The sequence below is a fragment of the Nocardioides faecalis genome (genome assembly GCF_018388425.1).
GTDB classification, from domain to species: domain Bacteria; phylum Actinomycetota; class Actinomycetes; order Propionibacteriales; family Nocardioidaceae; genus Nocardioides; species Nocardioides faecalis.
Genome location: NZ_CP074406.1, coordinates 1,266,721 through 1,280,688, shown reverse-complemented (window position 1 = coordinate 1,280,688; position 13,968 = coordinate 1,266,721). Strand labels below are relative to the sequence as shown.

Sequence of the window (13,968 nt, the reverse complement as noted above, 5' to 3'; positions counted from 1 at the left end):
TGTACGACCGGCTGGGCGATCGGTTGCAGCACCGTCACGACGCCGCGAGGTGCTCGCGCCACTGGGCGAGCAGCTGGTCCTGGAGGCCGAACATCACCTTGTGCTCCTCGGGCTCCGCGTGGTCGTAGCCGAGCAGGTGCAGGATCCCGTGGGTGGTGAGCAGCTCGAGCTCGGCGAGCGTGCCGTGGCCCGCGGCCTCGCCCTGCTTCTCCGCGATCGCCGGGCACAGCACCAGGTCGCCCAGCACGCCCTCCTCGGGCTCCTCGTTGACCAGGCCGGGGCGCAGCTCGTCCATCGGGAAGGCGAGGACGTCGGTGGGCCCCTCCTTCTCCATCCACTTCTCGTTGAGCTCGGCGATGGTGTCCTCGTCGACCGCCTTGATGCACAGCTCCGCCAGCGGGTGCACGCGCATCCGGTCCATCACGAACCGGGCCAGCCGGGAGAAGTGCTTGACGTCGAGCCCGCTGCCGGACTCGTCGAGGATCTCGATGCTCACTCCGTGTCGCCCTTCCTGGCGTCGAACCGGCGGTCCTGGCGCAGCTCGGCCCGGGCCTCCTTCTGCGCGTCGAACTCGTCGTAGGCCGCGACGATGCGGGCCACCAGCTTGTGCCGTACGACGTCGTGGCTGGTCAGCCGCACGAAGGCCAGGTCCTCCACGCCCTCGAGGATGCTCTCCACCACGCGCAGGCCCGACTTGGTGCCCGAGGGCAGGTCGACCTGGGTGGTGTCGCCGGTGACGACGATCTTCGAGCCGAACCCGAGCCGGGTCAGGAACATCTTCATCTGCTCGGGCGTGGTGTTCTGCGCCTCGTCGAGGATGATGAAGGAGTCGTTGAGCGACCGGCCGCGCATGTAGGCCAGCGGCGCCACCTCGATGGTGCCGGCGGCCAGCAGCTTCGGGACCGACTCGGGGTCGAGCATGTCGTGCAGCGCGTCGTACAGCGGGCGCAGGTAGGGGTCGATCTTCTCGCTGAGCGTGCCGGGCAGGTAGCCGAGCCGCTCACCGGCCTCGACCGCCGGGCGGGTCAGGATGATCCGGTTGACCTGCTTGGCCTGCAGCGCCTGCACCGCCTTGGCCATCGCCAGGTACGTCTTGCCGGTGCCGGCGGGACCGATGCCGAAGGTGATGGTGTGAGCGTCGATGGTCTCGACGTAGCGCTTCTGGTTCAGCGTCTTGGGTCGGATGGAGCGCCCGCGGTTGCTCAGGATGTTGAGCGAGAGCACGTCGGCGGGCCGCTCGGAGGTGGCGGTCTCGGCGCGCAGCATCGCCTCGACCCGCTCGACGACCTCGGTGGTGATGCCCTGGCCGGTGCGCAGGATCGCGACGAGCTCGGAGATCAGCCGCTCGGCGAGCGCGATCTCGTCGGCAGAACCGGCCAGCGTCACCCGGTTGCCGCGGACGTGGACCTCCGCGCCGAAGCGCTTCTCGATCAGTCCCAGGTGCTCGTCGCCCGGTCCGAACAGGGTGACCATGTCGATGCTGTTCGGCACCACGACGGTGTGCCGGATGGGAGCAGCGGCGGCCGACGGCTCGGAGGCGATCGGAGTGGGGGTGGAGTCTGTCATGTAGGCCCGAGGACGGGCGGCCTTTCGATGGGACGACCTTGCGGCTCACATCCTACGCCGCGCACCGTCCCGGACCGCCTTCCGTTTGCCCCTGCCCGCCGGCGTGCGCCGGAGCGGGGCCCCGGCGGTGGGGCGGCGGTGGGGCGGCGGTGGGGTGACTCAGCCCGGGGGCCAGGTCAACGGCCGGCCGGCGAGCACGTGGCAGTGCGTGTGGAAGACGGTCTGGCCGACGCCGGCGCCGGTGTTGAACACCAGCCGGTAGTCGTCGTACCCCTCCGCGGTGGCGACGGCGCGCGCGGCGGTGGCGATCTCGGCGAACTGGGCCGGGTCCACCTCCGCCGACGCCGCGGCGTTCGGCGCGTGTGTGCGCGGCACGACGAGCACGTGCAGCGGGGCCTGGGGGTTGATGTCGCGGAAGGCGACGGTGCCCTCGGTGGCGTGGACGACCTCCGCCGGGACCTCGCCGGCGACGATCTTGCAGAACAGGCAGTCAGGGTCAGCACTCACCCTCCCACCCTCCCAGACGGCCCAGCGGCTGCGTGGAAGGATCGCGCCATGCCTCGCCTCGCCGTCTGCCGCCGGCTCACCGCCGGCCTCTCTGTCACCGCCCTCGCCCTCGCACTGGCCGGCTGTGGCGACGACGGGCCGGAGGCCCCCCGCTCCCCCGCGACCGCGGACTCCTCGGGGGTGGCACAGCCCTCCGGCTCGGCCTCCGCGCCGGCAGGGCCGCCGGTGAGCGTGTTCTACGTCGGCGACACCCCGCAGGGACCCCGACTCTTCCGCGACTCCGTGGCGGCCTCCGACACCGACGAGCTGCGCGCCGCGGCCGACGCGGTGACCGACGGCACCCCGAGCGACCCCGACTACCGCACGCTGTGGCCGGGCGGCACCTTCGCCGCCGTCGCCGCCGACGACCGGGCGATCACCGTCGAGCTGCCCGACGACTCCTGGCTCGAGCCCGGTGCGCTGAACCCGAAGCAGGCGGCGCTGGCCGTCCAGCAGCTCGTGCACACGCTGCACGGCGTGGTGGGCAAGGCGCTGCCGGTGCAGGTCGAGCTGGGCGGGAACCCCGCCACCCGGCTCCTCGGCGTCGACATCGCCGCCGGTCTGGAGGCCGCACCGGAGCTGGACGTGCTGGGGCTGGTGAACGTCACGGCGCCCGTCGAGGGCGGCGGCGTCAGCAAGACGTTCACCGCGACCGGGTGGGCGAGCTCGTTCGAGGGCACCGTGCCGTGGGCGATCGAGGACGAGGCGGGCACGGAGGTGCTGCAGGGCTTCTCGACCACCGAGGGCTGGATGGACCGGCTCTACCCGTGGCGTGCCGAGGTCGACGTCAGCAGCCTGACGCCCGGCACCTACACGTTCGTGGCCCGCACCGACGATCCCTCCGGCGGCGAGGGCGGCGGTCCCACCGAGGACACGAAGCGGATCACGATCGAGTGAGGCTCTCCCGGCTCCGCCTCAACCGCACCCTGCTGGCCCGACAGCACCTGCTGGAGCGGAGCCGGACCACGCCGGCCGCGATGGTGACCCACCTCGTGGGGCTGCAGGCCCAGGAGCCGTTGTCGCCGTACCTGTCGCTGGCGGCCCGGCTGGCCGAGCCGGACCCCTGGGTCGTCAGCGCCGCGCTCGAGGACCGCACCCTGGCCCGGGTGCTGAGCCTGCGCGACACCGTGCACCTGCACGTGCCCACCGACGCCCTCACGCTGCCGGTGTGGGCGGCACCGGTGCGCGAGCGCGAGCTGCGGGCCAGCCAGGCGATCGGCGACGCCCGGACGGTCGACCGGGCGGCCTTCGCCGCCGCCATGCGCGAGGTGCTCGCCGACGGGCCGCTGGGCCAGCGGGCGCTGGGCGCGGTGCTCGCCGAGCGGTTCGGTGAGCACACCGCGGCCCAGCTCGGCCAGGTCGCCCGGGTCACCGAGGTGCTGGTGCAGCTGCCACCGCGCGGCTGCTGGAAGCCGGCCGGCTCGACGGCGGTGACCTACGACTTCGCGCAGCGCTGGCTGGGCGCCCCGCTCGGCGAGCCCGACGTGCCGGGCATCGTGCGCCGCTACCTGCGCGCCTTCGGCCCAGCGAGCGCCGCCGACGTCACGACCTGGTCCGGCATCACCCGCCTCGCGCCCGTGCTGGCGGGCATGGAGGACCTGGTGCAGCACGAGGACGCCGACGGCCGGCGCCTCTACGACGTCGCCGACGCCCCGCTCGCCGAGGAGGACGTGCCCGCACCGGTGCGGCTGCTCGGCCTCTACGACAACCTGTGGCTCTCCCACGCCGCCCGTGACCGGGTGACCACGCCCGAGGCCCGGAAGGCCGGAGCGGGCCCGAACGGCGCCCAGCTGATGTCGGTGTACGTCGACGGCTGGCTCACCGGGTTCTGGCAGGTCCGTGACGGGCGGGTCGCCATCGAGCACCTGCTGCGCCGTCTCACCCGCACCGAGCGCACCGACCTCGACGCCGAGGTCGCCCGGACCGAGGCACTGCTCGCCCGGTAGCCCGGTCGGCCCGGTCGGCCCGGTGGGCCGGCGGAACGCCGAGTTCAGGCCCAGCGGGAGGTGCGGGACAGCAGCGCCGCGAGGGCCGCGACGCCGGCGGTGGAGGTGCGCAGCACCTCGGCGCCCAGGCCGACCGCGACGGCACCGGCCGCGGTGAGGTCGGCGACCTCCTCGGGGCTCAGCCCGCCCTCGGGCCCGACCACGACGAGCACCTCGCCCGTCGCCGGCACCGGCAGCGAGGCCAGGGAGGCGCTCGCCTCCTCGTGCAGCACGATCGCCAGGTCCGCGGCGGCGACCAGGTCGAGCACCTGCGCGGTGCGCGCCAGCGGCGGCACCTGCGGGTGCCAGGCGCGGCGGGACTGCTTCGCCGCCTCGCGGGCCGTGGCCTGCCACTTGGCGTGCGCCTTCGCGGCCCGCTCGCCCTTCCAGACCGCGACGCTGCGTGCGGCCGCCCACGGCACGATCCGGGCGGCGCCGATCTCGGTGAGCACCTCCACGGCGAGCTCGCCGCGCTCGCCCTTGGGCAGCGCCTGCACCACGGTGAACGACGGCGCCGGCTCCGGGTGGTCGACCACCTCGCGCACCGTCACGTCCAGCTGCCGCTTGCCGGTCTCGGAGACCTCGCCGGTGACCACCCGGCCGGCGCCGTCGCACAGCTGGACCGGCTCCCCCACCCGCAGGCGTCGTACGACGACGGCGTGGTGGGCCTCGTCGCCGGTGACCTCCACGACGTCCCCGGCCCGCACGTCGGCGAGGCTGGGGACGAGGTGCTGGGGCAGCGTCACCGGCTCAGTGCGCGGTGAAGGCGTCGCGCAGGCGCCCGAAGACCGACTTGTGGGCCGGGCGGACGTCGCCGTCGGGCTGCTCCTCGCCGCGGATCGCGGCCAGCTCGCGCAGCAGCTCCTCCTGGCGGGCGTCGAGCTTGGTGGGCGTCTCCACCGCGACCGAGACGACCAGGTCGCCCCGCCCGCCGCGCAGGCCGGGCACGCCGCGCCCGCGGAGCACCTCCTGGTGGCCCGACTGGGTGCCGGGCGGGATGACGAGCTCGAACTCGGTCTCCACGCCGGAGCCGGCGCCCTGCTCGAGGTCGGCCTCCAGGGTGGGCAGGGTGAAGGTGGTGCCGAGCGCGGCCGCCGCCATCGGCACCGTCACCGAGCAGTGCAGGTCGTTGCCGTGCCGGTCGAAGACCGGGTGGGCGGCGACGTGGATCTCGACGTACAGGTCGCCGGCGGGACCGCCGCCGGGGCCGACCTCGCCCTGCTCGCTGAGCTGGACCCGGGTGCCGGTGTCGACGCCGGCCGGGATCTTGACGGTCAGCGTGCGGCGCGAGCGCACCCGGCCGTCGCCGGAGCACTCCCGGCACGGGTCGGGGATGATCGTGCCGAAGCCGCGGCAGGCGGCGCAGGGACGCAGCGTCCGGATCTCGCCGAGGAAGGAGCGCTGCACCTGCGCGACCTCGCCGGCGCCGCGGCAGGTCTCGCACGGCACCGGGTGGCTGCCGGGCGCCGCGCCCTCCCCGTCGCAGGTGGTGCACCGCACCGCGGTGTCGACCTTGAGCTCGCGGGAGACGCCGAAGGCGGCCTCGGCGAGGTCGATCTCCAGGCGGATCAGCGCGTCCTGGCCGCGGCGCACGCGCGGACGCGGGCCGCGCCCGCCGCCCGGGCCGCCGGCCCCGCCGCCGAAGAAGGCATCCATGATGTCGGTGAAGGAGAACCCGGCTCCCTGGCCGGCACCGAAGCCGCCGCCGAAGGGGTCGCCGCCGCGGTCGTAGGCCGCCCGCTTCTGCGGGTCGGAGAGCACCTCGTAGGCGGCGGTCACCTGCTTGAACCGCTCCTGGCTCTCCGCGTCGGGGTTGACGTCGGGGTGCAGCTGGCGGGCGAGGCGCCGGTAGGCCTTCTTGATCTCGTCCGCAGAGGCGTCCCGCTGGACGCCGAGCAGCTCGTAGAGGTCGTTGCTCACTTCATATCTCCATAGGGGTGAGAGCCGAATCAGCTCTCGTCGAGGATGCGCGAGACGTAGCGTGCCACCGCGCGCACCGCCGCCATCGTTCCTGGGTAGTCCATACGGGTGGGGCCCACGATGCCCAGCGCGGAGAGCGCGTCGTCGGGGCCGTAGCCGGTGGTCACGACGCTGGTCGAGGCCAGCTCCTGGTAGGGGCCCTCGGCACCGATCCGGACGGTCACCGCGCCGCCGGCGGTGGCCTCGCCGAGCAGCTTGAGCAGCACGACCTGCTCCTCCAGCGCCTCGAGCAGCGGGCGGACCGAGGTGTCGAAGTCGTCACCGAAGCGCGCCAGGTTGGCCGTGCCGCCCACGACCACGCGCTCGTCGGAGCGGTGGTCGCTCATCGCCTCGACCAGGGCCTCCACGACGTCGACCATCACCGCGGACGGGGCGGGCATCCCCTCCTCCGGGTGGGCCAGCGCACCGAGCGCCTTGGCCGCCTCGGCGATCACCTCGCCGGTCGCGGCGCGGTTGACCCGGCTGCGCAGCGTGGTGAGGTCGTCCTCGCTCAGCTCGGCGTCGAGCTCGACCAGCCGCTGCTCCACCCGGCCCGAGCTGAGGATCAGCACCAGCAGCAGCCGGCGCGAGGTCAGCGCGACGATCTCGACGTGGCGCACCGTGGAGCGCGACAGCGAGGGGTACTGCACCACGGCCACCTGCCGGGTCAGCTGTGCGAGCAGACGCACCGAGCGTCGTACGACGTCGTCGAGGTCGACGGCGCCGTCGAGGAAGTTGGCGATGGCGCGGCGCTCGGCGGCGGTGGTCGGCTTCACCGTGGACAGGCGGTCCACGAAGAGCCGGTAGCCCTTGTCGGTGGGCACGCGCCCCGCGCTGGTGTGGGGCTGCGCCAGGTAGCCCTCCTCCTCCAGCGCCGCCATGTCGTTGCGGATCGTCGCCGGGGAGACGTTGAGCTGGTGCCGCTCGACCAGTGCCTTCGAGCCCACCGGGTCCTCGGTGGCGACGTAGTCCTCCACGATCGCGCGGAGGACGGCGAGCCTGCGCTCCTCCTGCATGCCCGACCTCCTTGCTCTCTACTCGCTGCTACAACTCGCTGCTTCAACTCGCTGCCGCTGCTCACCGCTACGGCCGAGAACCGGGGCACCGAGACGTACGCCGACAGGCGGCGTCGCTGGCACTCCGGCCCACTGAGTGCCAATCCTAGCGCCGAGACGCGCCAACACGGGATCGACGCGACGGCTTCCCGGGCCACAGCCAGATAGGTTAGGCTCACCTAAACGACCCAATGAGGAGGGAACGTGTCGCTCGACACCGGAGCCACTGATCGCGTCGACAGCCACCGCTTGGCCGCCGCCGCGCGCAGCATCCTGGCCTGCCCCGCCGACCTCACGCTCCGCCTCGACGGCGTGTCCGACCCCGCCTCGCTCGACGGCCAGGTCGAGCTGCAGGACCACGCCGGGCACCCGATCCTCTCCTGCGCCCCCGACTCGCCGCTGGCCCTCGCCGCGCACCGGAACGCGGCCGCGGTGCTGACCGTGCACTCCGGCCTGGGCCGACCGGGCACCGCCGACCGGGACGCGACCCTGACCCTCTCCGGCCACCTGGAGATCACCGGCCTGGAAGAGTGCTCGTGCTGCACCGCGGTCCGGCTGCGGGTCACGCTCCACCTCGACCTCGCGGTGCTGTCCCGTCCGGGCGCGGCGGCTGGCCCCGTGAGCGGGATCGGGGTCCCGCTCGCCGCGTTCACCTCTCCTGCCCACGACCTCAACCGCGGCCTGCTCCAGCGCTCGGCCGAGCACACCGACCTGTGCCACCAGGCCGAACTGCGCCGCGCGGTGTCCGCCCGCACCGCCACCCCGCTCCGCGACGTCATCGGCGTCCACGTGGCCGACCTGCGCCCCGACGGCCTGCTCCTGCGCTGGGTGGACCGCACGGGCGCCCACGAGAGCGTGGTGCCGTTCGGTCGCCGGGCAGCCGACGCCGCCGACCTCGGCGACCTGCTGCGCGACGCCCTGCACGCCGGCATCTGCTGAGCCGCCCTCCTCAGCCGGCCTGAGCCGCCCTCCTCAGCCGGCCTGAGCCAGCCTGAGCCAGCCTGAGACCGCCTGGCCCCACCCGGGGCGGACTACGGTGGGCCGGTGCCGTTCACCGAGATCGCCGACCGCGTCTGGGTCCTGCGCCATCCCTGGCTGGACCTGAACCTCACCGTCGTGGCCGGCGAGCGCGGCTTCGTGCTCGTCGACACCCACGGCTCGCACGCCGCGGCCCGGGAGGTGCTCGACGAGGTCGCCCGGCTCTCCCCCGGCCCGCTCGTGGCGGTGGTGAACACCCACGAGCACTTCGACCACACCCTCGGCAACGCCACCGTGCTGGACACCCTCGGCACGGTGCCGGTGCACGCCACCGAGGAGGCCGCCGCCCGCACCCCCCAGGCCGCCCAACGCGCGAAGGACGCCTACGCCGCCACGCCGCAGGACCCGCGCGCGGCGCAGGTGCTGGCCACGGAGGTCCGGCCCGCGGACCGCACGTTCTCCAGCGCCGCCTTCGTCGACCTCGGCGACCGGCTGCTCGAGCTCGTCCACCCCGGCCGCGGGCACACCGCCGGCGACCTGGTGGCGCGGGTGCCCGACGTGGACGTGCTGCTCGCCGGCGACCTCGTGGAGGAGTCCGCGCCCCCGGCGCTGGGCGACGACTCCTGGCCGATGGAGTGGCCCACCACCCTCGACCTCGTGCTCGCGCTGCTGACCCCCGCCTCGGTGGTGGTGCCCGGGCACGGCGCCGTCGTCGACCGCCGGTTCGTCGAGGAGCAGTGTGACGACCTGCGCGCCGTCGCCGAGACCATCCGCGAGCTCGCCCAGCGCGGCGTCCCGGTCACCGAGGCCCTGGCCGCGGCGTCGTGGCCCTACCCGGCCGAGGCCCTCGAGGACGCCGTACGACGGGGCTACGCCCACCTTCCCCCGCTCCGGCGCCAGCTGCCGCTCGCCTGAGCCTGGGAGGCGGTGGCTGTACCGCCGCCGTGCGGGTACTGCGCGGAGCATGAGCGAGCACCGGAGTGAGAACCCCTCGGACGACGACGCCACCGCGGTCGGCATCCCGGACGAGGCCCTGCCCGACGACCTCGTGCCGAGCGAGGACAACCCGCTGGCCGAGGGCCTGCCCGACGGCGAGACGGCCGAGGGGCTGCTCACCGAGGGCAAGCGCGGCGACCAGGACCCCGAGCCCGGCCAGGACACCGACCCCGACGCCGGCCGGAACACCGATCAGGACCCCGCCGCGGGCACCGACCCGGACGCCGAACCGGGCACGGCGTAACCCCTGACACAGCCGAGCGCGGCAGATCCCGGCTGAGCCCGGCTGAGCCCGGGCGGACCCGGCGCGGCTCCGCCGTCCGGCGGCGACGACGACCTACATTCTTCCCTCGTGGATCGCTATGGGACCGACGTGCTGGCCGGCGACTGGAAGGTCCCGAAGCGCGGGCGCGCCGTCGAGGCGCCCGCGGACCTCGGGCTGGTCGTCGAGGAGGTCACCGCCGACTGGTGCGGCGAGATCGTCGCGGTCGACCGCGACCTGGACACGCTGACGCTGGAGGACCGGCGCGGCAAGCGCCGTACGTTCCCCCTCGGCCCGGGCTTCCTGCTGGAGGGCAAGCCGGTCATCCTCACCGCTCCGGTCCGCCCCGGCGCCGCCCCGGCCCGGCCCACCCGCACCGCCAGCGGGTCGATCGCGGTGCCCGACGCCAAGGCGCGGGTCGCGCGGGCCAGCCGGATCTTCGTGGAGGGCCGCCACGACGCCGAGCTCGTGGAGAAGGTGTGGGGCGACGACCTGCGCATCGAGGGCGTGGTGGTGGAGTACCTCGGCGGCGTCGACGACCTGGCCGACCACCTGGTCTCGTTCAAGCCGGGCCCCGAGCGCCGGGTCGGCGTGCTCGTCGACCACCTGGTCCGCGGCTCGAAGGAGTCGCGGATCGCCGACGCGATCGCCCGCGGGCCGGTCGGCAAGCACGTGCGGATCGTCGGCCACCCGTTCGTGGACGTGTGGCAGGCCGTGAAGCCGGACCGGCTCGGGCTGCAGGAGTGGCCCACCATCCCCCGCTCGATCGAGTGGAAGAAGGGCGTGTGCCAGCACCTGGGCTGGCCGCACCGGGACCAGGCCGACATCGCCCGGGCCTGGAAGCACATCCTGTCGAAGGTGAGCTCCTACGCCGACCTCGAGCCCGCTCTGCTCGGGCGGGTCGAGGAGCTCATCGACTTCGTCACCGCCTGACGGTCGGCCGCGTCACCGCCCGGCGGGTCCTCGTCAGCGCTGAGGCTCAGAGCCCCTTGCGGTAGCGCTCCAGCACCTCGTCGACCCGCTTGGTGTCACGCTCCTCCAGCGGGATCAGCAGCTCGGCGACGACGTCGGTCAGCTCGGCGATGCGCCGGTTCAGCTGCCGGTTCTCCTGCACCTCGGCCTCCAGCGCACGCACGCGGGCGCGCAGACCGGCGCGCTCGGCGATCCCCTCGCGCAGACGGTCCTTCATCTCGCGGGCGTTCATCGGGTCTCCTTCGGTCGGGGCCAGTGGGCACGGATGCGGCACACGGCGGGGTCGGGCTCACCGAACATGTCCTCGCCGGGCTCGACGGCGAAGTGCTCCACGACCCCGCCGGCCTGCTCGATGGCGGCCCGCACCGCCTCGGGGTCGCTGCGGCGCAGGAGCCCGTTGGGGGCGCCAGGGGTGCCGGCGGGCTCCGTCACGCCGCGCACCGCGGCGGGGAACTCCAGGAACAGCCGGCCACCGGTCGGTCGCAGCGCCATCCGGGCCAGCACCCACAGCTGGGCCAGGGCGGCCTTGTCGAGGCAGCCCACGAGGTTGCGGGCGTAGAGGTGGTGCGGGTCGCGGGCCAGCTGGGTGCCGAGCGTCATCGTGGAGCGCAGCTCGCCGAGGATCAGCTGGGCGGTGCGCACCTCTCCGCGCCGGTGCTTGCGGTCGCGGCGCTGTGCGCGCAGCACCCGGCGGCGCAGCACCCGCAGCGCGGCGCGGGAGAAGTCCACGCCGAGCACCGCCCGGCCGTGCCGGGCGAGCCACACCGTGTCGACGCCGGCGCCGGCGCCGATGTCGAGCACGGGGCGCTCGTCGAGCTGGGGCGCCACCCAGCGCGCGAACGACGACGCCTTGCGCGGCAGGGTCGCCGCGAGCGGGCTGTTGTAGAACTCCGTCCACGAGCCCATCTCGGTGCGGAACCCGCGCAGCCAGCCGTCGAGGCGTCGTACGCCGGCGGGCGGGTCCTCGTAGCGGAACGAGGGGTCCGGGGTGCGCCAGTGGGGGCCGTAGAGGAAGCTCAGCATCGCCTCGGGGTCGGCCGGCGCGGGGAACTCGTGGCCGTGCAGCTCGATCGTCGAGAACGGCACGATCGCCTCGCGCGGCAGGGTGCCGCTGCGGTTGCCGAGCTGGAAGAAGGTGTCGCCGACGTGGAAGGCGACGAAGACGTCGATGTGGCAGGCGCGGCCGTCGGACAGCGGCAGCAGCAGCTTGATGTCGCCGCCCGACATCCGCAGCAGCTCCCAGCCGCGCTCGCGCATCACCCGGGTGATCCGGTAGGACTCCGCGATGATGTCGGCGGGCGAGGAGTGCTTCGAGAGGTAGCACAGGTCGGTGTCGGAGTCGTGGCCGAGCATCCGGCCCTCGCGGATCGCGCCGAGGAGGGCGCCGTAGTTCAGGTAGGGCTGCACGCCGGCGTAGGTGCGCAGGTCCTCGATCGCCCGCGCGGTGCCGGCGAGGATCTCCTCCCGCACCGTCTCCGCGACGTCGGCGAAGGAGCGCGACAGGTGGCCGACCTTGTCCACCGAGAGGCGGTGGCCGGCGGCGTCCACCACGGCCAGGGCACCCTCGCCGTCACCGAGCCGGACCTCGTCGTCGTACAGCACGTCGTCGCCGGAGAAGTCGGCGATCCGGATCCGGCCCCGTCCGGACAGGTAGGGACGCAGCACCTCGGGCCACGGAACCAGCACCCCGGCACCACTCGGCGCGCCGTCCCGGGACGGCGTCAGCGACCAGACGTAGTGCCCGTCGATCTCGACGACCAGCGGTCGGGTCTCGGCGGGAAGGAGCAGGCCGTCGTCAGAGACGACCGGGCTCACGAGACGCCGCGGTGCGCCAGGGCCTTCCGCAGCGCGGTAGAGGAGGTCTGCAGCGTGTAGGGGAAGTAGACGACCTCGACGCCCAGGGGCGCCATCTCTTCCTCGAGCCGCCGCCCCTTGGGGGTGCCCTGCCAGTCGTCACCCTTGAAGATGCGGTGGAAGCCGATGTCGCGCCAGGAGTCCACCTTGCTCGGCGTGCACTCGGCGTAGACCGCGTCCACGATGCCGATGGCCTCCACGATCTCCATCCGCTCGCTCAGCGGGACCGTGGGGGTGACTCCCTTGGTCTGCTCGCAGATCTCGTCCGCGACGACGCCGGCGATGAGCACGTCGCACCACTTGCGGGCCTGCCGCAACGCGTTCAGGTGACCGATGTGAAACAGGTCGAAAGCACCGGGCACGTAACCGATCACGTCTGCCACTGCCGCTGCACCTCCTCCGCACGAAGGCGCCGGAGATCGGCGCCTACCGATTTACCATACTGCATTGGTGGGCTTTGATCCTCCTTCCCAGACTTCGCGCGCCGCCCGCACGGGGTCGGCCGCGGGTCGCCTCAGGCGAGCAGCCGGTGCACCACGCCGTCGGCGAGCAGCCGCCCACGGCGGGTGAGCACGAGCACGTCCGGGCGGTCCTCCACCAGGCCGTCGGCGACCAGGTCGGCGATCAGGGCCGCGACGTCGGCGGGCTCGCCCGGCACCGCGGCCGGGTCCATGCCATCGGCCAGCCGGACCTCGAGCAGGACCCGCTCCACCTGCCGGGTCTGCGCGTCGAGCAACTCGCGGGCCTGGGCCGGGCTGTGTCCCGCCTGCAACCGGGCGGCGTAGGCGGCGGGGTGCTTGACGTTCCACCAGCGGACCCCGCCGACGTGGGAGTGCGCGCCGGGGCCCACGCCCCACCAGCTCGCCCCGCGCCAGTAGCCGAGGTTGTGCCGGCACCGGGCCGCGGTGTCCCGCGCCCAGTTCGACACCTCGTACCAGCCCAGGCCGGCCGCGGCGAACCGGTCGTCGGCCTGCACGTACTTGTCGGCGAGGTCGTCCTCGTCGGGCATCGGCAGCTCGCCGCGGCGCACACGGCGGGCCAGGGCGGTGCCGTCCTCGACGATGAGCGAGTACGCCGAGACGTGGTCGGGCTCGCACGCCAGGGCCGCCTCCAGGGTCCGGCCCCAGTCCTGCTCGCTCTCCCCCGGCGTGCCGTAGATGAGGTCGAGGCTGACCTGCTCGAACCCCGCGGCGCGGGCGGCATCGACCACCACCGGCACCCGCTCGGGGTCGTGGGTGCGGTCCAGGGTCGCGAGCACGTGGGGCACCGCGGACTGCATGCCGAAGGAGACCCGGGTGTAGCCGGCCTCCCGCAGGCGGCTGAGGTAGGCCAGGTCGACGGAGTCCGGGTTCGCCTCGGTGGTGACCTCCGCGTCCGGCGCCAGCGAGAACTCCTCACCGATCGCGCGCAGCATGCGGCCCAGGTCCTCGGCCGGCAGCAGCGTCGGGGTGCCGCCGCCGAGGAAGACCGTGGAGACGGGGACGTCGGCATCGCCCAGCACCCGCCGGGCCAGCCGCACCTCGGCCACCGCCTGGTCGGCGTACGACGCCCGGGAGGCGCCGGGCCCCAGCTCGGTGGCCGTGTAGGTGTTGAAGTCGCAGTAGCCGCAGCGCACCCGGCAGAACGGCACGTGCACGTAGAAGCCGAGGTCGTGGGTGCCCAGCTCGGCGAGCGCGGCGGGCGGCAGCGCTCCATCAGGCGGGGCGGGATCCCCCTCGGGCAACGCGGACGGCACCGTCCCATCCTCTCAGCCGAGGGCCCAGACCCCCACGTCGAGGGCGACCCCGGACCGGCG

The 13,968-nt window shown here is 74.0% G+C and carries 16 protein-coding genes; 6 read left to right on the top strand and 10 right to left on the bottom strand.

Translation table 11 applies throughout. The features are described from left to right. Positions 1 to 34: 34 nt before the first annotated feature. From ybeY to KG111_RS05910, 3 genes are all read right to left on the bottom strand, one after another. A complete protein-coding gene (ybeY, locus tag KG111_RS05920; RefSeq protein ID WP_205291616.1) occupies positions 35 to 496 on the bottom strand; it encodes an rRNA maturation RNase YbeY in 462 nt (153 codons plus the stop codon). Then, positions 493 to 1,566 carry a PhoH family protein gene (locus KG111_RS05915; protein WP_205291617.1) on the bottom strand — a complete coding sequence of 358 codons (1,074 nt, stop codon included), beginning with the start codon at positions 1,564 to 1,566 and terminating at the stop codon, positions 493 to 495. The genes ybeY and KG111_RS05915 overlap by 4 nt, the downstream gene beginning before the upstream one ends. Before the next feature lie 159 nt (positions 1,567 to 1,725). Continuing rightward, on the bottom strand, positions 1,726 to 2,073 hold the full coding sequence (locus KG111_RS05910) for an HIT domain-containing protein (RefSeq protein ID WP_205291618.1): 348 nt from the start codon (positions 2,071 to 2,073) through the stop codon (positions 1,726 to 1,728). A gap of 48 nt (positions 2,074 to 2,121) precedes the next feature. Here KG111_RS05910 and KG111_RS05905 point away from each other — a divergent pair, with 48 nt between their 5' ends. Both KG111_RS05905 and KG111_RS05900 read left to right on the top strand, forming a co-directional pair. Beyond that, positions 2,122 to 3,009: a Gmad2 immunoglobulin-like domain-containing protein gene (locus KG111_RS05905; protein ID WP_205291619.1), complete on the top strand. Its 888-nt coding sequence runs from the start codon at positions 2,122 to 2,124 to the stop codon at positions 3,007 to 3,009. Further along, positions 3,006 to 4,058, top strand: coding sequence for a winged helix DNA-binding domain-containing protein (locus KG111_RS05900; protein ID WP_205291620.1), 1,053 nt, complete (start codon positions 3,006 to 3,008; stop codon positions 4,056 to 4,058). Before KG111_RS05905 ends, KG111_RS05900 begins: the two co-directional genes overlap by 4 nt. 44 nt (positions 4,059 to 4,102) lie before the next feature. Here the strand turns inward: KG111_RS05900 and KG111_RS05895 are convergent, their stop codons facing one another. Genes KG111_RS05895 through hrcA form a run of 3 tightly spaced genes read right to left on the bottom strand, consistent with a single transcriptional unit; the run spans position 4,103 to position 7,072 of the window. Then, entirely contained in the window at positions 4,103 to 4,843 is a 741-nt protein-coding gene (locus tag KG111_RS05895; protein ID WP_205291621.1) for a 16S rRNA (uracil(1498)-N(3))-methyltransferase, read from the bottom strand. A gap of 4 nt (positions 4,844 to 4,847) precedes the next feature. Further along, the gene (dnaJ, locus tag KG111_RS05890; RefSeq protein WP_205291622.1) at positions 4,848 to 6,017 is read right to left on the bottom strand and encodes a molecular chaperone DnaJ; all 1,170 of its coding nucleotides are present in this window, start codon (positions 6,015 to 6,017) and stop codon (positions 4,848 to 4,850) included. A 29-nt stretch (positions 6,018 to 6,046) separates the two neighbouring features. Beyond that, complete coding sequence (gene hrcA / locus KG111_RS05885; RefSeq protein WP_205291623.1) at positions 6,047 to 7,072, bottom strand: heat-inducible transcriptional repressor HrcA; 1,026 nt, start codon at positions 7,070 to 7,072, stop codon at positions 6,047 to 6,049. A 243-nt stretch (positions 7,073 to 7,315) separates the two neighbouring features. Here hrcA and KG111_RS05880 point away from each other — a divergent pair, with 243 nt between their 5' ends. The 4 genes from KG111_RS05880 to KG111_RS05865 all read left to right on the top strand — a co-directional run bounded on the left by KG111_RS05880 (position 7,316) and on the right by KG111_RS05865 (position 10,280). Further along, a complete protein-coding gene (locus tag KG111_RS05880; RefSeq protein WP_205291624.1) occupies positions 7,316 to 8,050 on the top strand; it encodes a hypothetical protein in 735 nt (244 codons plus the stop codon). Between the two features lie 105 nt (positions 8,051 to 8,155). Further along, positions 8,156 to 9,004, top strand: coding sequence for an MBL fold metallo-hydrolase (locus tag KG111_RS05875; RefSeq protein WP_205291625.1), 849 nt, complete (start codon positions 8,156 to 8,158; stop codon positions 9,002 to 9,004). Between the two features lie 49 nt (positions 9,005 to 9,053). After that, a complete protein-coding gene (locus KG111_RS05870; protein ID WP_205291626.1) occupies positions 9,054 to 9,329 on the top strand; it encodes a hypothetical protein in 276 nt (91 codons plus the stop codon). Positions 9,330 to 9,437: 108 nt separating this feature from the next. Then, on the top strand, positions 9,438 to 10,280 hold the full coding sequence (locus KG111_RS05865) for a DUF3097 domain-containing protein (protein WP_249666318.1): 843 nt from the start codon (positions 9,438 to 9,440) through the stop codon (positions 10,278 to 10,280). 46 nt (positions 10,281 to 10,326) lie between these two features. Here the strand turns inward: KG111_RS05865 and KG111_RS05860 are convergent, their stop codons facing one another. The 4 genes from KG111_RS05860 to hemW form a co-directional block, all read right to left on the bottom strand. Further along, positions 10,327 to 10,551, bottom strand: coding sequence for a DUF6752 domain-containing protein (locus KG111_RS05860; RefSeq protein ID WP_240195753.1), 225 nt, complete (start codon positions 10,549 to 10,551; stop codon positions 10,327 to 10,329). Beyond that, positions 10,548 to 12,134 carry a LicD family protein gene (locus tag KG111_RS05855; RefSeq protein ID WP_205291627.1) on the bottom strand — a complete coding sequence of 529 codons (1,587 nt, stop codon included), beginning with the start codon at positions 12,132 to 12,134 and terminating at the stop codon, positions 10,548 to 10,550. Before KG111_RS05855 ends, KG111_RS05860 begins: the two co-directional genes overlap by 4 nt. Then, positions 12,131 to 12,556 (bottom strand): FAD synthase family protein, encoded by a 426-nt coding sequence (locus tag KG111_RS05850; protein WP_205291628.1) that lies wholly within the window; start codon positions 12,554 to 12,556, stop codon positions 12,131 to 12,133. The genes KG111_RS05855 and KG111_RS05850 overlap by 4 nt, the downstream gene beginning before the upstream one ends. A gap of 131 nt (positions 12,557 to 12,687) precedes the next feature. Then, a complete protein-coding gene (gene hemW / locus KG111_RS05845) occupies positions 12,688 to 13,908 on the bottom strand; it encodes a radical SAM family heme chaperone HemW (RefSeq protein ID WP_205291629.1) in 1,221 nt (406 codons plus the stop codon). Between the last annotated feature and the right edge of the window lie 60 nt (positions 13,909 to 13,968).